The organism is Streptomyces sp. H27-H5 (genome assembly GCF_026627505.1).
GTDB lineage: Bacteria > Actinomycetota > Actinomycetes > Streptomycetales > Streptomycetaceae > Streptomyces.
In genome coordinates this window covers 1-17,386 of record NZ_JAPNLK010000028.1, presented here as the reverse complement: position 1 = coordinate 17,386, position 17,386 = coordinate 1, and the positions used below count along the sequence as shown (strand labels likewise).

The 17,386-nt window shown below is 72.9% G+C and carries 15 protein-coding genes and 1 pseudogene; 8 read left to right on the top strand and 8 right to left on the bottom strand.

Annotated features, from left to right (window positions below; translation table 11 throughout):
* The first annotated feature begins 245 nt into the window (after window positions 1-245).
* Window positions 246-1,424 (top strand): hypothetical protein, encoded by a 1,179-nt coding sequence (locus OTB19_RS16075; protein WP_267798910.1) that lies wholly within the window; start codon window positions 246-248, stop codon window positions 1,422-1,424.
* Window positions 1,425-1,468: 44 nt separating this feature from the next.
* Complete coding sequence (locus OTB19_RS16070; protein ID WP_267798909.1) at window positions 1,469-2,098, top strand: HAD family hydrolase; 630 nt, start codon at window positions 1,469-1,471, stop codon at window positions 2,096-2,098.
* 41 nt (window positions 2,099-2,139) lie between these two features.
* Here the strand turns inward: OTB19_RS16070 and OTB19_RS16065 are convergent, their stop codons facing one another.
* The 3 genes from OTB19_RS16065 to OTB19_RS16055 are packed head-to-tail and all read right to left on the bottom strand — an operon-like array spanning window position 2,140 to window position 5,071.
* A complete protein-coding gene (locus tag OTB19_RS16065) occupies window positions 2,140-3,081 on the bottom strand; it encodes a 3-oxoacyl-ACP reductase (RefSeq protein WP_267798908.1) in 942 nt (313 codons plus the stop codon).
* Between the two features lie 16 nt (window positions 3,082-3,097).
* A complete protein-coding gene (locus OTB19_RS16060; protein WP_267798907.1) occupies window positions 3,098-4,174 on the bottom strand; it encodes a Zn-dependent alcohol dehydrogenase in 1,077 nt (358 codons plus the stop codon).
* Window positions 4,175-4,216: 42 nt separating this feature from the next.
* A complete protein-coding gene (locus tag OTB19_RS16055; RefSeq protein ID WP_267798906.1) occupies window positions 4,217-5,071 on the bottom strand; it encodes a MaoC/PaaZ C-terminal domain-containing protein in 855 nt (284 codons plus the stop codon).
* A gap of 265 nt (window positions 5,072-5,336) precedes the next feature.
* On the opposite strand from OTB19_RS16055, the gene OTB19_RS16050 reads away from it, so the two are divergent.
* Window positions 5,337-5,696 carry a DNA-binding response regulator gene (locus tag OTB19_RS16050; protein ID WP_267798980.1) on the top strand — a complete coding sequence of 120 codons (360 nt, stop codon included), beginning with the start codon at window positions 5,337-5,339 and terminating at the stop codon, window positions 5,694-5,696.
* A 98-nt stretch (window positions 5,697-5,794) separates the two neighbouring features.
* Here OTB19_RS16050 and OTB19_RS16045 read toward each other — a convergent pair whose 3' ends face one another.
* The 3 genes from OTB19_RS16045 to OTB19_RS16035 all read right to left on the bottom strand — a co-directional run bounded on the left by OTB19_RS16045 (window position 5,795) and on the right by OTB19_RS16035 (window position 11,484).
* Complete coding sequence (locus OTB19_RS16045; RefSeq protein WP_267798905.1) at window positions 5,795-7,999, bottom strand: FG-GAP repeat domain-containing protein; 2,205 nt, start codon at window positions 7,997-7,999, stop codon at window positions 5,795-5,797.
* Window positions 8,000-8,132: 133 nt separating this feature from the next.
* Complete coding sequence (locus tag OTB19_RS16040) at window positions 8,133-9,320, bottom strand: lipid-transfer protein (protein WP_267798903.1); 1,188 nt, start codon at window positions 9,318-9,320, stop codon at window positions 8,133-8,135.
* Between the two features lie 16 nt (window positions 9,321-9,336).
* Window positions 9,337-11,484, bottom strand: coding sequence for an acyl-CoA dehydrogenase (locus OTB19_RS16035; RefSeq protein ID WP_267798901.1), 2,148 nt, complete (start codon window positions 11,482-11,484; stop codon window positions 9,337-9,339).
* 285 nt (window positions 11,485-11,769) lie between these two features.
* Here OTB19_RS16035 and OTB19_RS16030 point away from each other — a divergent pair, with 285 nt between their 5' ends.
* Window positions 11,770-12,720 (top strand): SDR family NAD(P)-dependent oxidoreductase, encoded by a 951-nt coding sequence (locus OTB19_RS16030; protein WP_267798898.1) that lies wholly within the window; start codon window positions 11,770-11,772, stop codon window positions 12,718-12,720.
* Window positions 12,721-12,734: 14 nt separating this feature from the next.
* Here OTB19_RS16030 and OTB19_RS16025 read toward each other — a convergent pair whose 3' ends face one another.
* Both OTB19_RS16025 and OTB19_RS16020 read right to left on the bottom strand, forming a co-directional pair.
* A complete protein-coding gene (locus OTB19_RS16025; RefSeq protein ID WP_267798897.1) occupies window positions 12,735-12,992 on the bottom strand; it encodes a DUF397 domain-containing protein in 258 nt (85 codons plus the stop codon).
* Window positions 12,952-13,799: pseudogene (locus OTB19_RS16020) on the bottom strand (helix-turn-helix domain-containing protein). The gene OTB19_RS16025 and the pseudogene OTB19_RS16020 overlap by 41 nt, the downstream one beginning before the upstream one ends.
* 84 nt (window positions 13,800-13,883) lie before the next feature.
* Between OTB19_RS16020 and OTB19_RS16015 the strand changes: the two are divergent.
* The 4 genes from OTB19_RS16015 (at window position 13,884) to OTB19_RS16000 (ending at window position 17,123) form a co-directional block, all read left to right on the top strand.
* Window positions 13,884-14,297 carry an ATP-binding protein gene (locus tag OTB19_RS16015; RefSeq protein WP_267798896.1) on the top strand — a complete coding sequence of 138 codons (414 nt, stop codon included), beginning with the start codon at window positions 13,884-13,886 and terminating at the stop codon, window positions 14,295-14,297.
* A 142-nt stretch (window positions 14,298-14,439) separates the two neighbouring features.
* Complete coding sequence (locus tag OTB19_RS16010; RefSeq protein ID WP_267798895.1) at window positions 14,440-15,081, top strand: class I SAM-dependent methyltransferase; 642 nt, start codon at window positions 14,440-14,442, stop codon at window positions 15,079-15,081.
* 89 nt (window positions 15,082-15,170) lie between these two features.
* Window positions 15,171-16,157, top strand: a complete 987-nt coding sequence (locus OTB19_RS16005) for an N-acetylmuramoyl-L-alanine amidase (RefSeq protein ID WP_267798894.1) — start codon at window positions 15,171-15,173, stop codon at window positions 16,155-16,157.
* A gap of 138 nt (window positions 16,158-16,295) precedes the next feature.
* Window positions 16,296-17,123, top strand: coding sequence for a DUF5336 domain-containing protein (locus OTB19_RS16000; RefSeq protein WP_267798892.1), 828 nt, complete (start codon window positions 16,296-16,298; stop codon window positions 17,121-17,123).
* Window positions 17,124-17,386 lie beyond the last annotated feature (263 nt).

Here is a 17,386-nt window from a genome sequence, read left to right as displayed (position 1 = left end):
CGTGCTCGACGTCGGGCCGTCCTCGGGGGTGGTCGCGGGGTGTCGCGGGGCCTCTTCGGGAACACCCGGGGGGCGAGCCGGGACCCGCCCTCCTCACCCCAAACCCCCCGAAATGACACAGCACACCGGCGGCCCCGGTCAGGGGGGAACGCGCATCGGGCCACCCGTACGTGTGAAGCGCGGTTGCTGGTGTTGTTCGGCGAGAGGCGCGAAAACTAGCTTCCTCACCGGAGGTGACGGCCCGGATGACTGTCTGTGCCATCGAAATGACGACGACGGCCCCGTTCACGATCGCCGCGGACGGGTCGTACGCGGCCCGCCTGGCCGGGGACGGCGAGGCCCGCTACCCGGAGCGTTGGACCCTCTCCGGACCGGAGCCGTACGCGGTCCCGCTGCCGCTCTCGCAGCCGGAGGAGGCGGACACCGAGGTGTCGCCGCTCGCCGACGGGCGGGTGCTGATCCACCGTCGGGTCGCGGACCGGCACGCCTTCGCGCTGCTGTACCCGACGGGGCCCGTCGGGTCGGCTGGCGGCGCCGCCGGGGGGCCCCGGACCGGGGAGCGCCCGTTGGGCGCCGTGCAGCCCGTGTCCGAGGACGTACGGGTGAGCCTGCTGCCGCCGTGCCCGGACGGCGGCGTCGCCTTCGCCCTGGAGGTGGGGCCGGAGGGGACGGTCGTCTGGCAGGTGGCCGGGAGCGCGTTCGGCCCGGAGCGCGTGGCCCGGGTGCCCGGCCGCTGTTCGGGCGGCGTGTGGCTGGACCGGACGGGCCGCCTGCTGGCGCTGGACCGTGAACTGGACGGCCGTACCAAGACCGTGGCCGTCGACCTGGGCCGCGGCGGGAAGGTCACCCCGCTCCTCCAGATCGCGGAGGACAGCGACGACCGGTTGGTGTCGGCGGCCCCGGACAGCGGCCTGCTGCTGATCCGTTCGGACGCGCCGGGCGAACCCCGGCTCGGCTGGGGGGTCCTGGGCAGCTCCCGCCCGGTCCGCTTCCCGGAGTGCCTGCGGCCGGCGGACGCGGTGCCGTTCGCGGTGCAGCCGGGTCTGGCGCTGATGCCGGAGACCTGCGGGGTGGCGCTGCGCGTGCCCGAGGGCATCGTGTTGTGGCGGCCCGCCGACCGGCACGTCTTCCGCCTGGCGGCCCCGGTGGGCTGGCTCGGTGGCGGCCTGTGGAGCGCGGAGGGCCGGTTGCGCCTTCCGTACGCCACGCCGGAGGTCCCGTGCGGGGTGGCCACCCTGCGCCGGCCGATCGCCCCGCCGCCCCCGGTGCGGGTGGCCCCGGCGGACGTGGCCCCGGTGGACATGGCCCCGGTGGAGGTGGCCCCCGTGGACGCGGTGCCGGTGGACGTGGCCGCCGCGCACGTGGACCCGGCCCCGCCGGCGGCGCCCCGCCCGGTCCCGCTCCAGCAGGCACCGCTGAGCTGAGGCCCGTACGTCGGTCGCCGGCGCCCCTCTGCTAGACAGGGGGGATGGCGAACCCAGAGGCTCACGACGCGGTGCTGTGCGATGTCGACCAGGTGATCCGGTTCTACGACACGACCCGTGTGACGGAGCTGGAGCGGGCGGCGGGGCTGGCCGAGGGCACGACCGGCAAGGTGGCGTTCGCCCCCGAGCGGGAGGAGCCGCTGATGGTGGACCGGCTCACCCGCGACCAGTGGGCGGAGTCCGTCACGGCCGAGCTCGCCGGGACGTTCGGCCTGCCGGTCGACCGGGCCCGCGCGTTGGCCGACGCCTTCACCGGGGCGCCGTTCTCCGCCGACCCGGCGGTCGTGGACCTGCTGCGCCGGGTGCGGGCGGCGGGGGTGCCCCTGGTCCTGGTGACCAACGCGACCCTGGACCTGGAGGACGACCTGGAGTCCCTGGGCCTGGCCGACCTCGCGGACCACGTGGTGAGCAGCGCCCGCGTGGGCGTCGCGAAGCCGGACCGGGGGATCTACGAGATCGCCGCCGCCCGGGCGGGCGTGGATCCGGCCCGCTGCCTGTTCGTCGACGACCGCGAGGAGAACGTGCGGGCGGCGGTCGCGCTCGGCATGACGGGCGTCCGCTACCGGGAGCCCGCCGATCTGCACGCCTCGCTGGGCCTGGCGCCCGGGGCCTGACCCGGCGGGGACCGGGGCCCGTCGCCCCGGTCCCGCTCGTGTCAGTCGTGCTTGAGGCCGAGCACCTCCGTGGCCGCGAAGGTCTCGTTCGCGGGGCGGGCGTCGTAGTGCGGGGTGAGGAGCTCGTCGAGTTCCTCGTAGGAGAAGGCCTCCTTGGTGGTGTCGAACTTCGCGGCCGGCTTGGGGCGTTCCATCACGACGACGATCCCGCCGTGCACGACGAACAGTTGCCCGTTGGCCTTGGCCGAGGCGGGCGAGGCGAGGTAGCCGACCAGCGGGGAGACGTGCTCGGGGGCGAGGGCGTCGAGCTTGCCGTCCTCCGGGACCTGGAAGCCGGCGAAGACGTCCTCGGTCATGCGGGTGCGGGCGCGCGGGCAGATCGCGTTGGCCGTGACCCCGTACTTGGCGAGGGCGAGGGCCGTCGAGGTGGTGAGGCCCACGATGCCGCCCTTGGCCGCAGCGTAGTTCGGCTGGCCCGCCGAGCCGCCGAGGAAGGCCTCGGAGGAGGTGTTGACGATCCGGCCGTAGACCGGGCCGCCGGCCGCCTTGGAGCGTTCCCGCCAGTGCACGGAGGCGAAGTGCGTGGTGTTGAAGTGCCCCTTGAGGTGGACCCGGATCACCGAGTCCCACTCGGCCTCCGACATCGAGAAGACCATCCGGTCGCGCAGGATGCCCGCGTTGTTGACGAGGACGTCGAGCTTGCCGAAGCTGCTGACGGCCAGTGCGACCAGTTCCCGGGCCTGCTCGAAGTCGGCGACGTCGCCGAGGTGGGCGACGGCCGCTCCGCCCGCCGCGCGGATCTCCGCGGCCACCTCCTCCGCCGGGGCGGCGGAGGCCTCCCCCGAGCCGTCGCGGCCGGGTTGGCCGAAGTCGTTGACGACCACGCTCGCGCCGAGCCGGGCGAGTTCGATCGCCTCCGCCCGGCCCAGGCCCCGGCCCGCCCCCGTGACGATCGCGGAGAGTCCCTCAAGTGGCAGTGACATCCGTACGGTTCCTCTCTCAGAGTTCGATGCAGGTGCGCAGGGCGACGCCGGTGCGCATCTGGTCGAGGGCGTCGTTGATCTCGCCGAGCTGCACCCGGTGGGTGATCAGGCCCGCGAGGTCCACCCGGCCGGCCCGCCACAGGGCGATGGTGCGCTCGTAGGAACGCAGGACGTCGCCGCCGCCGTACATCGACGGCAGGATCTTCTTCTCGTCGAAGAACAGCGAGAACATGTTGATCGAGTAGGTGTCGTCGAGGGCACCCGCGCCGACCACGACGACGGAGCCGCCGCGCCGGGTCATCTCGTAGGCGGTCTGCGTGGTCGCGGACTTGCCGACCACCTCGAAGACGTAGTCGAAGCCCTCGCCCCCGGTGATCCGGTTCTTGGAGTCCCCGAAGGCCTCCGGGGAGACGGCCTCGGTCGCCCCGAAGCGCAGCGCCGCCTCGCGCCGTGAGGCGACCGGGTCGACGGCGACGATCTGGGCGGCGCCCTGCACCTTGGCGCCCTGGATGACGGAGATGCCGACGCCGCCGCAGCCGATGACGGCGACCGAGGAGCCGGCTTCGACCTTGGCCGTGTTGATGGCGGCGCCGAGTCCGGTGGTGACGCCGCAGCCGATCAGGGCGGCGATGTCGAAGGGGACGTCGTCGGGGATCGGTACGGCGCACCCGGCGGGGACGATCATCTCCTCGGCGAAGGTGCCGGTGCCGGCGAAGCCGAAGATGTCGTTGCTCCCGCGCCGGAAGTTGGGGGTGGCGACGTTCCCGAACGCCTCCAGGCACAGGTGGCCCTGGCCCCGCTTGCAGGAGGGACAGTGCCCGCAGGGCGGCAGCCAGCAGACCAGGACCCGGTCGCCGATCTTGTGGTCGGTGACCCCGTCGCCGACGTCCGTGATCACGCCCGAGCCCTCGTGGCCGGGGATGAAGGGGGCCGGCTGCGGCAGCACGCCGCTCATCGCGGAGAGGTCGGAGTGGCACAGGCCGGTGGCCTTGATCCGGATCCTGACCTTGCCGGGGCCGAAGCCCACGGCCTCCATGTCGTCGACGACTTCGAGCTTGTCCTGGCCGATCTCGCTCTGGAGTGCTGCGCGCACGGTGCGGCTCCTTGGGTCGTGTGGTTTGCGCGTGCTCGACGCTTACGCGTGTTCGACGACGGTGTCGGCGAGGACCGGCGCGTCGTCCCGTTCGACGGCGGTCACCGACACCCGCACCCGGCCGGGCTCTTCCCACATCCGGATGCGCAGGGTCTCGCCGGGGAAGACGATCCCGGCGAAGCGGGTGCGGTAGGCGCGGACCCGGGTGACGTCGCCGCCCAGCGCGGTGTCGACGACGGCCTTGAGGGTCATCCCGTACGAGCACAGGCCGTGCAGGATCGGCCGCTCGAAGCCGGCCGGTTTGGCGAACTCCGGGTCGGCGTGCAGCGGGTTCCAGTCGCCCGACAGCCGGTAGAGCAGTGCCTGCTCCTCGCGGATGTGTCGTTCGACGGTCCGGTCGGGCTCCCGGTCGGGCGCCTCCTCCTTGACGGAGGGTCCGCGCTCCCCGCCGAAGCCGCCTTCGCCGCGGACGAAGATCTGGGCGTCGCTGGTCCACAACGGGCCGTCGGCGTCGGCGACCTCGGAGCGCAGGACGATCACGGCCGCCTTGCCCTTGTCGTGGATGGCGGCGACGTGGGAACTGGAGGTGGCCCGCCCCTTGACGGGGATCGGCCGGTGCAGCTCGATGGAGTGTCCGCCGTGCAGGACGGCGGCGAGGTTCACGTCGATCCCGGGGGCGGCGAGGCCGCCGAGCATCGCCATGCCGGCGCCGGCGACGGTCGCGAAGCTGGGGAGGACGTGGAGTTTGGACTCCAGGGTGTAGCGCAGTTCGTCGGGGTCGGTGGCCGGGCGGCCGGCGCCGAGGCCGAGGTGGTAGAGCTGGATGTCCTTGTGGTCCCAGGCGATGTCCCCGCGGCGGGGGGCGGCTGCGAGGGCCTTCGCGGCATCGATCGGCATTGAGGACGCTGCTCCTTGTGTGTCGTTCGTGCTTCCACCGAGTGGAAGACCTCGGTGCGGCCGTCCGCACCGTCGGTCGCACCGAGGCCGTATGCGGGACCGACTCCGCGACTCGTTCTAGAACGCGTTCTAGGGTCGGTGAAGGAATGTATAACGCACGCCCCAGCACTTGGGAAGACTCCTGACTTCACGTCAGATCCTCTTTCGGCAGGACGGAAGTCCTGCCCGGGCGGGACGGGGGGCCTACTCTGGCAGGGTGGACGAAATGCCCGTTGCCTCCCGACCCGCCCGATCCCTGCGGGTGCTGCTGGACCCGCCGAACCCGGCCCTGGCGCTGCGGCTCGGCCTGGAACCGGACATCGACGTGGTGGCCTCGACCATGAGCCGCCCCGCGGTGGCCCTGGTCGAGGAACTGGACGCGGTGCCGGCCCTGCTGGCCGACGACCCGGAGTGCGCCGTCCTGCTGATGACGGGTTCGGCGCATCCGGGGCTGCGGGACGCCGCCCTGGCCGCGGGGGCGGCGGGGCTGATCCTGCGGGACGGCCCGATCGACGACCTGGCGGAGTCCGTCCGCCGCGCGTCCCGCGGGGAGACGGTCGTCGACCCGGCCCTGGCGGGCCCGTAGCGCCTCACCGCCCGCCACCCGCGCTCCGGAACGCGGACCGCCCCGACCGCGCCCCGCGGTGGGGGCGCGGCCGGGGCGGCCGGGGGCGGGCGGGCCCGTCAGGCGATGAGGTTGCCCGGGTCGTTCACGTACGGCAGGGACGCGAGCTGCCTGTCCCGCAGGGGCGCGTTCACGTTGCCCGTGCCCCCGTAGAGGTACTGCGCCGCCGCGCCGGAGGCGAGGAGGTCGGGGCGGCCGTCGCGGTCGCCGTCACCGATGCCGACGAGCGAGCCGTACTCGTTCCAGCCGGCGCCGAGCTTCGTGCGGGGCGCGAAGGTCCCGTCGCCCTTGCCGGCGTACAGCCACAGGACACCGGCCTTGTCCCGGGCGAGGAGGTCGCCCGCCGGGGTGTCCGCGAGGTCACCGACGGCCGTCAGCTCGTTGTAGATCCCCCAGCCTTCGCCGAGCTTGGTGCGCGCGGCGAACGGGGCGCCGGCGGAGCCGGTGCCCTTGTAGAGCCAGAGCGCCCCGGCGGTGTCGGTGGCGAGCAGGTCGGCGCGTCCGTCTCCGTTCAGGTCGCTGCCGCCGGCGATCTTGTCGTAGATCTGCCAGCCGCCGCCGACCTTGGCACGGGTGCCGAAGCCGCCCCGGCCCGTGCCGGGGTACAGCCACAGCACGCCGGCCTTGTCCCGGGCCACGAGGTCGCCGAACTCCGAGCCGCCGAGGTCCCCCGTCGCCTCGATCCGGTCGAAGACGTCCCAGCCGGCGCCGAGCGATTGGCGCGGCTGGGCCGTGAGTTGGCCGAACTCCTTGGAGAAGGTGGTGTCGCTGCGCCACAGCCGGCCGGAACCGTCGCGGGAGAGCACGTCCGTGCTGCCGTTGTCGTCGAAGTCGTGCGGCGCGGTCTTGCGGGTGACGGTGAACGTGCCGGAGGCGGAGGTGGCCGGACCGATGCCGTTGAGTGGCCGGACGGCCAACTCCCAGGTGTACTCGCCGTTGTAGGCGCTGGTGTGGTCCGGTCCGATCCGTCCGTCCCAGGGGAACGTCGCGTCCGGGGTGTTCGGGTGCCTGATCGAGAGTGCGCGGGTCAGGCCGGTCCGGACGTGGCGCAGGGTGAGTTCGGCCTCGACGGTGCTCCGGGACAGCCCCCAACCGAGGTGGATCTCCCCGCCGTTCTGGTCGAGGTCGACGACGGCGGGGACCCTGTTCTCGGTGATGACGACCTGGGTGGGCTCGCCGGTGGTCGCCACCAGGGTGACGGACGGCGTCCCGTCCGCACCGGGCACGATCTTGTAGAGGCCCTCGCCCCGGTCGACGGTGCCGCCGCGGACGTACAGGCCATCGGGGGCGGCCGCGGACGAGGTGAGGTGGTCGAGCAGCTTCACCTTCGTCCCGGTGGCCGGGTCGTACGCGGTGGGGGCGTACAGCGGGTTCGTGTCGCCGCTGGAGAGGCCGCCCGCCTCGCCGTACACCACCCAGCCGCCGACCAGGCCGACCTGGAGGTCGCTGCTCCAGGCGTCCTCGACCGGGATTTCGCGGACGGTGCCGGTGGCCCGCTCCCTGAGGAACACCGCCGGCTTGTCGGTGGAGTCGCCCTCGGTCCAGACGACGTGTGTCCGCGAGACGGCGACGTCGCCGCCGGCGGAGCCCGGCGTCCGGTCGGTGATCTCGTCGACGACGCCCGTGGCGAGGTCGAGCAGGCCCCACTTCGCGGCCGTGCCGACGGTGAAGGTGACCAGGGCGTCCTCCGGGGTGCCCGGGGTGACCGCGATGGCGCTCGCGCCGGCCGGGAGACCGGTCACGGTCACGGTGCCGTTGCCCTCGGTGGGGTGCGTGTGCTTGCGCAGCACCGTGCCGTTCGAGGACGTCGTGAAGACGGCGTTGGCCGCCGACCCGGCGTACGCGGCGCCGCCGGCGGCCGATCCGACGGGTACGTCGAGCACGGACATCGTGCTCAGGTTCCGGAGCGTGACCTGGTAGTGCATGGGAAAGACCAGGTAGTCCGCGGTCGCGGAGGATCGCAAGACGGTGGTGGCCCCGTAGCCCTGCGAGGCGCCGTTCGAGTACCGCGTCCAGCGCTTGTCGAAGGTTCCCTCCTGCCTCGACACGAAGCCGGTCAGTCCGGCGTCGGTCAGCTGGGAGTTCTTCGGAAAGCCGATGGCGTCGGCGGCGGTCTTCGCCGCGGGCGCCTTCGCCGTCTTCGCCGTGCCTTCCGCGGTGGCGGCGTTCGCCGGGGCGGACAGCATGCCCGCGCCGAGCGTGACGGCGAGAACGGTGGTGGTGGCGGCGAGGATTCGCCGCCGGTTCGAGCGGGCGTGAGCCACGTTCACTTCTCCCTCAAAAGCACCAGGCGCACTGTGCGCCACACCTGTGTGACCCCTGAGGGGGCGAAAAGTTGTACGAACACCCGGCTCTCCCCCGCCCGGACACCGCTCTGACCGGGGCTCCTTCGCCGGCTCAGCGGCGCAGCAGGGTCACCACCGCCGCGCCGCCCAGCCCGATGTTGTGGGCGAGGCCGACGCGGGCTCCGGCGACCTGCCGGGGGCCGGCCTCGCCGCGCAGTTGCCAGACGAGTTCCGCCGCCTGGGCGAGGCCCGTCGCCCCGAGCGGGTGCCCCTTGGAGATCAGGCCGCCCGAGGGGTTGACCACCCATCGGCCCCCGTAGGTGGTGGCTCCGCTCTCCACGAGCTTGCCCGAGGCGCCTTCCGCGCACATGCCGAGCGCCTCGTAGGTCAGCAGTTCGTTGATGGAGAAGCAGTCGTGCAGTTCGATGACGTCCACGTCCTCGATGCCGAGCCCGGACGTCTCGAAGGCGGCCCGGCCGGCCGCCGCCGACATCGGCTTGCCGACGACGTCGATGCAGGATCCCGACGCGAAGGACTCGGTGGTGTCCGTCGTCATCGACTGGCCGACGATCTCGACCGCCTTGTCGTGGAGGCCGTGGGCGACGACGAACCGTTCCGACACCACCAGGGCGGCCGCGGCCCCGTCGGAGGTCGGCGAGCACTGGAGTTTCGTCAGCGGTTCGTGGATGGTCTTGGCCGCGAGGATCTCCTCGATCGCGTACACGTCCTGGAACTGGGCGTGGGGGTTGTTCGCCGAGTGCCGGTGGTTCTTCTCGCCGACCGCGGCGAGTTGCGCGGCCGTGGTGCCGTACCGCTCCATGTGCTCGCGCGCCGCGTTGCCGAAGATCTGCGCGGTGGGCGGGGACATCTCGAAGCCGTGTCCGGCGGCCATGATCCCGTAGTGCCGGGCGACGGGCGAGGTCTTGAAGTCGCCGCCGTCGGCTCCGCCGCCCAGCGCGCCCCGCTTCATCTTCTCGAAGCCGAGGGCGAGCACGCAGTCGTTGATGCCGCCCTCGACGAACTGGCGGGCCATCATCAGCGCGGTGGCGCCGGTCGCGCAGTTGTTGTTGACGTTGTAGACGGGGACGCCGCTCAGCCCCAGTTCGTACGCGGCGCGCTGGCCGGCGGTGGAGGCCTGGAAGCAGTGGCCCACCGGTACCTGTTCCACCAGGTCGTATCCGATGCCGGCGTCGGTCAGCGCCGCGGTTCCGGCCTCGCGCACCATGTCCCAGTACTGCCAGTCCCTCGACTCCGGCTTCTCGAACTTCGTCATGCCGACGCCCACGATGTACGACTTCATGTGCCCTACCGCCCCTTCAGTCCCTGGGAAGGCCGAGAATCCGCTCGGCGACGACGTTGAGCTGGACCTGTGTGGTGCCTCCGGCGATGGTCAGGCAGCGGGACATGAGCATTCCGTGCACGGCCCGCTCCCCGGCCCCCTCCCGGACCGCGCCCGCCGGGCCCATGAGTTCCAGGGCGAGTTCGGCGGTCTTCTGCTGGTGGGGGGTCTGGACGAGTTTGCGTACGGACGCGCCCGCGCCGGGTTCCGCTCCCGAGACCTGCCGGAGGGTGGTCCGCAGGCCGATGCAGGCGAGCGCGTGGGCCTCGGCGGCGAGGGCGCCGATCCGGGCGCGGTACGAGCCGTCGAGTGCGGCGGAGTGCGCGATCAGCGCCTCCAGGCCGGTGTCGAAGGTCATCTGGTCGGCCATGTGGACGCGTTCGTTGCCGAGGGTGTCGCGGGCCACCTTCCACCCTCCGTCGACCGCCCCGACCAGGGCGTCGGCGGGCAGCAGCACGTCGTCGAGGAAGACCTCGTTGAAGAGGGAGTCGCCGGTGATCTCCTTGAGCGGCCGGACGTCGATGCCGGGGGTGGTCATGTCGATGACGAAGTAGCCGAGGCCCTTGTGTTTGGGTGCGGTCGGGTCGGTGCGGGCGAGCAGGATCCCGAGGTCGGCGGTGTGCGCGGAACTCGTCCACACCTTCTGTCCGTTGACCCTCCACGAGCCGTCGGCGGTCCGTTCCGCCCTGGTGCGCAGCGAGGCCAGGTCGGAGCCGGCGCCCGGTTCGGAGAAGAGCTGGCACCAGGTGAGGTCCCCGCGCAGGGTCGCCGGCAGCCAGGCGTCCTGTTGGGCGGGCGTTCCGTGGGCGAGCAGCGAGGGCACGACCCAGGTGGCGATGCCGAGGTCGGCGACCTTGACGCCGGCCGCCGCCATCTCCTGTTGGACGACGAGTTGTTCGACGGGTCCGGCGCCGAGTCCGTACGGCGGCGGGAGGTGGGGGGCCGCGTATCCGGTGGGCGCCAGGATCCGGCGGGCGGCGGCCGGGTCGAGGCCGCGCGCGTCCTCGATGGCGGCTCGGGCCTTCGCGCGGTGTTCCTCGGCCCGGGCGGGGAGTTCGAGGCGCAGTTCGCGCCGTGCCCCGCCGGCGGCGAGGCGCACGGCCCGTGTGCGGTGCCCGTCGCCGGCGCCGAGCAGTTGCCGGGCGACGAGGGAGCGGCGCAGGTGGATGTGCGCGTCGTGTTCCCAGGTGAAGCCGATGCCGCCGAGGATCTGGATGCAGTCCTTGGCGCAGGAGTAGGCGGCGTCGAGGGCGGTGCCGGCGGCCAGCGCGGCCAGCAGGGAGCGCACGTCGGCCGGTTCGTCCGTGGCCCGGGCGGCGTCCCAGACCAGGGCGCGGGCCTGTTCGAGGCGTACCAGCATGTCGGCGCACAGGTGTTTGACGCCCTGGAACCGTCCGATGGGCCGGCCGAACTGCTCGCGCGTCTTCGCGTACTCGGCGGCGGTGTGGACCGCCCAGGCGGCGGTGCCGCAGGCGTCGGCGGCGAACAGGACGCAGGCCAGGTCCCGGACCAGGGCGGCGTCGAGGGCGAGGAGGCGGCCGGGGGCGACGGTGATCGCGCGGGCGCGCACCTCGGCCGTGGGCCGGGTCGGGTCGGCGCTCTCGTGGGTGCGGATGTCCAGGGCGGCGGCGTCCACGGCGAACCAGTACGTGCCGTGGGCCGTCTCGGCGGCGAGCAGGACGAGGTCGGCCTCCCCGGCACCGAGCACGGGCGGTGCGAGGCCGTCGAGGAGGTGGCCGCCGCCCTCGACGGCGACGGCGGTCATGCTGCCGGGGCCCAGCGCGACGGCCCCGACGCGGGTGCCGTCGGCGAGGGCGGCGGCCGGTTCGTCCGCTCCCGCCCGGTCCAGCAGGACGGAGGCCAGGGCGCCGGCGAGGTAGGGGCCGGGCAGGGCGGCCCGGGCGGCCTCCTCCACGGCGACGGCGAGGTCGAGCAGGCTCCCGCCCTCCAGGTGGGGTGCGAGCAGTCCGGAGGCGGCGAGCGCGTCCCAGTAGGCGGGCCGCACCCCGGTCCGGGGCGGGCCGTCGAGCAGTTTGCGCACCTCCTCGGGTGGCACGGTCCGCGCCGCCCAGCCGCGCACGGCCTCGGCCAACTCCTTGTGTTCCCGCGTGATTCCGATGCCCATACGGATTCCTGCCGCCTCTCCGACGCTCCCGGCCGGCGCCGGTCGTCCCCTGAACGCGGGCCAGAGTAGAACACGTTCCATTCTGACGGAAGGTCAGATGGCGGAGTCGCCGTTGGATCAGGATGAACCTCACAGGGGGCCCACCCCGGCTTGTCGGTGGGATGTCGGGCATCCGGCGGGTTCGTCGGTGGTGCACACGCGAGGTGTCGGTGGCCGGCGCGACGGTGGAGGTCGGGTTGCCCGAGGGGCAGCCGCAGCCGTCCCCCACCAAGGGAGCCCGTCACCGTGTCGTCCGCATCCTCCACCCCGCCCTGGAACGTCCGACGGCTGCCCGGCGCCGCCGGCCGCGTCGTCCTGGTGACCGGCGGCAACGCCGGCATCGGGTACTTCGTCGCGGAGCAGTTGTCGGCGACCGGAGCCGACGTCCTGCTCGGCAGCCGCAATCCCACCCGGGCCGAGGCCGCCGCGGCCTCGATCCGTGCGCGGATCCCGGGCGCGCGAGTCCGGGCCGTACGTCTGGACCTCGCCGACCTCCCGTCACTGGAAGCGGCGGTGGAGTCCCTGGAGGTGGAGCGTCTCGACGCGGTGGTCCACAACGCCGGCGTCGCCCTGGACGACCCGCCGCGCGAGCAGACCGGGGACGGTCACGAGCTGATGTTCGGCACGAACCACCTCGGGCACTTCGCCCTGACCGGGCGGCTGATGCCGCTGCTGTCGGCCGCGCCGGCGGCCCGCGTCGTCAGCACGGGCAGTTTCGCGGCGAAGTCCGAGCGGCTCGACCTGGACGACCTCCAGTCCCGGAGGGACTACCGCCCCAAGCGGACCTACGGCCGGTCCAAGCTGGCGCAGATGTACTTCGGCCTCGAACTCGACCGCCGGCTGCGCGCCGCCGGCAGCACGGTCGCGAGCGTGGTCGTCCATCCCGGGGGCGCGCTGGACTCCCTCACCCCGTCACGGCCGCCGGTCCACGTGCGCACCACGGCGGCACGGCTGGGCGCGGCGCCCTCGGCCCTGCTCCTCCAGGGCAAGCACGCCGGCGCGTGGCCGGCGGTCCGGGCGGTGCTCGACCCGGCCGTGCGCGGAGGGCAGCTGTGGGGACCGCGCCACTTCGGCCTGCGCGGCGAGCCCCGACGCGAACCGCTGTGGGACCACCTCGCCGACACCGCCGTCGCGGCGCGGTTGTCGGACGCGAGCCGCGACCTCACGGACGTCGACCCCGGCCCCCTCCCCGGCTAGCGGGAGGCCGCGGCTCAGACGCCGCGCACGAACCGCGCGAAGGCCTCGGGGGCGACGGTGAAGACGGGGCCGTCGGGGTTCTTGGAGTCCCGGACGGCGATCAGGTGGGGGCGGGCGGCGATCTCGACACAGTTGCCGCCGGTGTCGCCGCTGTGGCTGGACTTGCGCCAGTCGCCACCGAGCGGGGCGCATTCGACGCAGTCGCCGCCGGTGTCGGAACTGTACGAGGACTTACGCCACCGCGCGCCCGTCAGGTCCTGGATGGTGTCCATACCGCTCCTCCATTACACGGGCGATCCGTACCGCCGAGTCCTCCACGGAGAGGGCGGCGGCCTGCAAGTGATCGTAACGGAGCGAACCCTCCCTGAGGGCTTGTGGATTGGCCGTCATATGGCCCTGGACGAGGTCCTCGGTGTAGACGAGATCCGGGTCCCCGTCGAACCGCAACAGGTTGAACGTGCCCGGCAACCCCGCATGGGCGCCCGCCTCGAACGGCAGGATCTGCACCCGCACCCACTCACGCCCCCGGAGTCCCAACAGGTGCGCCAGTTGATTTCGCATGACCTCCCGGCCGCCGATCTCCTGGTACAACGCGGCCTCGCTCAGCACGACCCACATCAATGGCGGGTTCTCGCGGTCGAGTATCCGCTGCCGTTCCATGCGGGCGGCCACCTTCGCGTCGAGGCCCTCGTCCGTGCGCACCCCCAGCACCGCCCGCGCGTACTCCGGGGTCTGCAACAGCCCGTAGACCAACTGCGCCTGGAAAGTGGAGATGTACTCCGCCTTGGCCTCCATCTCGGCGTACGGCTGGAACCACGTGGGGAGTTGGCTGCGCAGCACCAGCCCCACCAGTCGTGCGAACACCCCGCCCGTGTCGAGCGCCGCGTCCACCCTCTCAGAGAAACCCCTGGTCGGGACCTTCCGGGCCGTCTCGATCTGCCCGATCAGCGAGCCCGCGCAGTAGAGGATGCCCCCAGCTGCCCCTGCTTCAGTCCCGCCTCCTCCCGCAGGCGGCGCAGTTCGGAACCGTAGTAGTCCAGGGCCGAGGCGCTGGGATCGAGATCACGGATGTTGACCATGGAGCGGTCACCTCCAAGTACACGCCGTGCGGCGTTCGGTTCGGTCCGTAGCCGAGCGTAACCAGATCACCCCACGCTGGTCTCATGAACCGCACAACTGAGTATTCAGCTGGCGAAGTTGACGAGAGCTACCGCATGGGGTTCACCGTCGGTGAGCATTCCGCGCGTCACATGCGGCGCATCCTGCGCATGTACCTCGCCAGTTGGGGTCTGGCCTCGCTGACGCACGCCGCCGAGCTGGCGCTGACCGAGCTGATCGCCAACGTGGTGCGTCACGCGCCGGGGCAGGGGTGTTCCGTGCTCATCCTGTGCCGGCCGGGAGGTGTGCGGGTCGAGGTGTCGGACGGCAGCCCCGCGCTCCCCCGGGTGCCGGGGCCGCCCGGCCCCGAACTCTGCGAGGGCGGGCGCGGGCTGCTGCTGATCGAGGCGGTCACCGACCGCTGGGGCGCGGACCCGAATCCCACCGGCAAGACGGTGTGGTTCGAGTGCGACGGGTGAGGCTCCTACGCCGCCCCCGCGCAGTCCGCCGATCCGGCGTGCTCTTGGAGGCGACCGCAGGTCACGGCCCCCCGGCCGTGGCGTCCTACCGGGCGGTAGGGCAGCATGGGCGGCCACTCACCCGCAGCTCAGGAGGAACGACATGGCCAGCCCCAAGCCGGAGACCCTCGCCGCTTTCGAGGCGGCCAAGGGCTTCATGCCCGTGGGCGAGGGCCTCGCCCTGTACGCGGCGGCGACCCGGGCGGCGGCGCTCGGGCTGCCGCTCCTGGAGGTCGGCACGTACTGCGGGCGTTCCACGATCCTGCTCGCCGACGCCGCCCGTGAGGCGGGGGTGTCCGCGATCACCGTCGATCACCACCGGGGCAGCGAGGAGCAGCAGCCGGGCTGGGAGTACCACGACCCGACGGTGGTGGACCCGGAGATCGGGCTGATGGACACGCTGCCCACCTTCCGCCGCACCCTGCACCGGGCCGGGCTGGAGGAGCACGTGATCGCGATCGTGGGGCGCTCCCCGCAGGTCGCCGCGGCCTGGGGCGGCCCGCTGGGCCTGGTCTTCATCGATGGCGGGCACACCGACGAGCACGCGAGCGGCGACTACGAGGGGTGGGCCCCGCACCTCGCGGTGGGCGGCACGCTGGTGATCCACGACGTGTTCCCGGACCCGGCCGACGGCGGCCAGGCCCCGTACCGGATCTACCTGCGCGCGTTGGCCTCCGGGGCCTTCGAGGAGATCTCGGTCACGGACTCGCTGCGGGTCCTGCGGCGCACCGACCAGGGCATATAACCGGGACACCGCCAGGCATACAAACACACCACGCCCCCGGATGGAGCACGTTCCGTCCGGGCGGCGGGCGGCCGGCCTAGCATCGCCGGGTGCGCTACGACGACAGCCCCCCGCCCCCCGAGTCCGGCTCCTCGGTCAGCCCGGACCGGCACTGGTTCACGCGCCGCTCCACCCTCGCGGTCGCGGCCGCCGCCCTCGCCCCGACCTGTCTGGCGGGCTGGGTCCTGACCCAGGTCCTGACCGGGAACGGGCAGGACGACCACCGACCGCAGGCGACGCCGCTGCCCGCGTCCCACACGTCCGCCGCGGACGCGAAGCCGAACAGAGCCGCCGAGCCCACGCCCGCGAGCCCCACCCCCCACGGCGCCGCGTCCGGCTCCCCCGCCGCCGGCAAGGCCCCGCTCGCCGGCCGGACGGTGGTCATCGACCCCGGCCACAACACGGGGAACTTCAAGCACACCAAGGAGATCGACCGCCAGGTGGACATCGGCACCAACCGCAAGGAGTGCGACACCACCGGCACCACCACGAACTCCGGCTACATGGAGGCCGAGTTCACGATGGACGTGTCCCGCCGGGTGCGCGCCGTCCTGGAGTCCAAGGGCCTGAAGGTGCTCCTCACCCACGAGGCCGGAACCGAGCGCCCCTGGGGTCCCTGCATCGACGAGCGGGCCCGGATCGGCAACGAGGCGGCGGCCGACGCCGTCGTGTCGGTCCACGCCGACGGGGTCTCCGAGGGCAGCCGCGGCTACCACATCATCCTTCCCGCCAAGGTCAAGGGCGGTGGCGCGGACACCGCGAAGATCATCGAGCCCTCGCGCCTGCTGGGCGAGCGCATCGCGAACAACTTCGCCCGCACCACCGGTTCCGGCCCCGCCAACTACCTCGGTTCCGGCACGGGTTTGGTGGTCCGCGACGATCTGGGCGGACTGAACCTCTCAACTCGCCCCAAGGTGTTCATCGAATGCGGCAACATGCGTGACGCCAAGGACGCGGCGCAACTGACGAGTCCGCAGTGGCGCCAGAAGGCCGCGCAGGGCATCGCGGACGGCATCGTCGGGTTCCTCGGCGGGTAGTCCCACCAGGACCGCCCGACGCCCCGGTCCGTTCGGTCACGGAAAACCTCCGTACCATGGTGCCGCCCGCCCCGCTCCAGTCCTGATCTGCGACCGCGGCACCACGAGACGACCGAGACCGAGAAGGACACCTAAGACGTGAACATCCGCTCCCTCACTCGAGGCGACGGCGTGGTGATCGGAGCAGCGGTGCTGCTGTTCATCGCCTCGTTCCTCGATTTCTACTCCGCGACCGGCATCGACACGCCGAGTGCCTGGGACACCGACGTGTACCGCCTGGTGCTCCCGACGGTCTTCCTGCTCGGGTTCATCGCGGCCGGTCTGCTCCTCGCGGCCCGTTTCCTGCCGCAGGGCCGCCAGCTCGCGGGGCTGCCCATGCAGGCGTGGGGCACCGTACTGACCGTGGCGGCGGCCTGGGCCGCCCTGTGGTCGCTGATCACCTGCCCGAGCGGCGCCGACCTGGGCGCCGGCAGCATCATCGCCTTCCTCGCCACCCTGGCGCTGGCCGGCGTGGCCCTGTTCGGCGCGAAGGTCCCGGCGCTGGCCGGCAAGCTCGTGCCCGAGTCCCGGCCCGCCGCCGTCCCGCCGTACGGCGGCCAGCCGCAGGCCCAGCAGCAGCAGCCGGGTGCCGGTTACGGCTACCCGGGCGGCCAGCAGCCCCAGCCGTACGGGCAGACCCCGCAGCCCGCACCGCCCTACGGCGGCACCCCGCAGCCGAACCCCACGCCCGCCCCGACCCCGCGGGACGCGACGCCCGCCCCGGCGGCGGACTTCACCCCGTTCTGGTTCGCGGTGCCGGTGACCCGGTCCCTGTTCGCCGAGGACGGCTCGCACCCGATCGCGGAACTCGCGCCGGGCACCTGGTACCTGGCCGTCGACCAGCGCGGCCCGGCCACGCTGATCGCCCAGACCCAGGACGGTCGACGCGGCGTGCTGAACGAGACGTCGGACATCCAGCGCGGCTGAGGCCCCTCGCCCGCACGGCCGAACGGCCCCCGCCCTCCCGGGCGGGGGCCGTCGGTCTTCCCGGGACCGGGGTCGTGCCCTACAGTCACCTGACGCACCGTCAGAAGTGGCGGGAGCTGTCGACGGCTTCGCGGAGGGAATCTCAATGATCGTGTCAAGCCGCCTGCGTGACTGGCGGGGCGGAGGTGAACAGCCTCTTGTCACGCAGCATCGCCCAGAGCACGTCGACCCGGCGGCGGGCAAGCGAGAGCAGGGCCTGGGTG

What these genes read in the sequence shown, in the direction of transcription:
- OTB19_RS16075 (WP_267798910.1), top strand. Translation starts at nt 246, where the DNA reads ATGACTGTCTGTGCCATCGAAATGACGACGACGGCCCCGTTCACGATC.
- OTB19_RS16070 (WP_267798909.1), top strand. Translation starts at nt 1,469, where the DNA reads ATGGCGAACCCAGAGGCTCACGACGCGGTGCTGTGCGATGTCGACCAG.
- OTB19_RS16065 (WP_267798908.1), bottom strand. Translation starts at nt 3,081, where the DNA reads ATGTCACTGCCACTTGAGGGACTCTCCGCGATCGTCACGGGGGCGGGC.
- OTB19_RS16055 (WP_267798906.1), bottom strand. Translation starts at nt 5,071, where the DNA reads ATGCCGATCGATGCCGCGAAGGCCCTCGCAGCCGCCCCCCGCCGCGGG.
- OTB19_RS16050 (WP_267798980.1), top strand. Translation starts at nt 5,337, where the DNA reads ATGCCCGTTGCCTCCCGACCCGCCCGATCCCTGCGGGTGCTGCTGGAC.
- OTB19_RS16040 (WP_267798903.1), bottom strand. Translation starts at nt 9,320, where the DNA reads ATGAAGTCGTACATCGTGGGCGTCGGCATGACGAAGTTCGAGAAGCCG.
- OTB19_RS16035 (WP_267798901.1), bottom strand. Translation starts at nt 11,484, where the DNA reads ATGGGCATCGGAATCACGCGGGAACACAAGGAGTTGGCCGAGGCCGTG.
- OTB19_RS16025 (WP_267798897.1), bottom strand. Translation starts at nt 12,992, where the DNA reads ATGGACACCATCCAGGACCTGACGGGCGCGCGGTGGCGTAAGTCCTCG.
- OTB19_RS16015 (WP_267798896.1), top strand. Translation starts at nt 13,884, where the DNA reads ATGAACCGCACAACTGAGTATTCAGCTGGCGAAGTTGACGAGAGCTAC.
- OTB19_RS16010 (WP_267798895.1), top strand. Translation starts at nt 14,440, where the DNA reads ATGGCCAGCCCCAAGCCGGAGACCCTCGCCGCTTTCGAGGCGGCCAAG.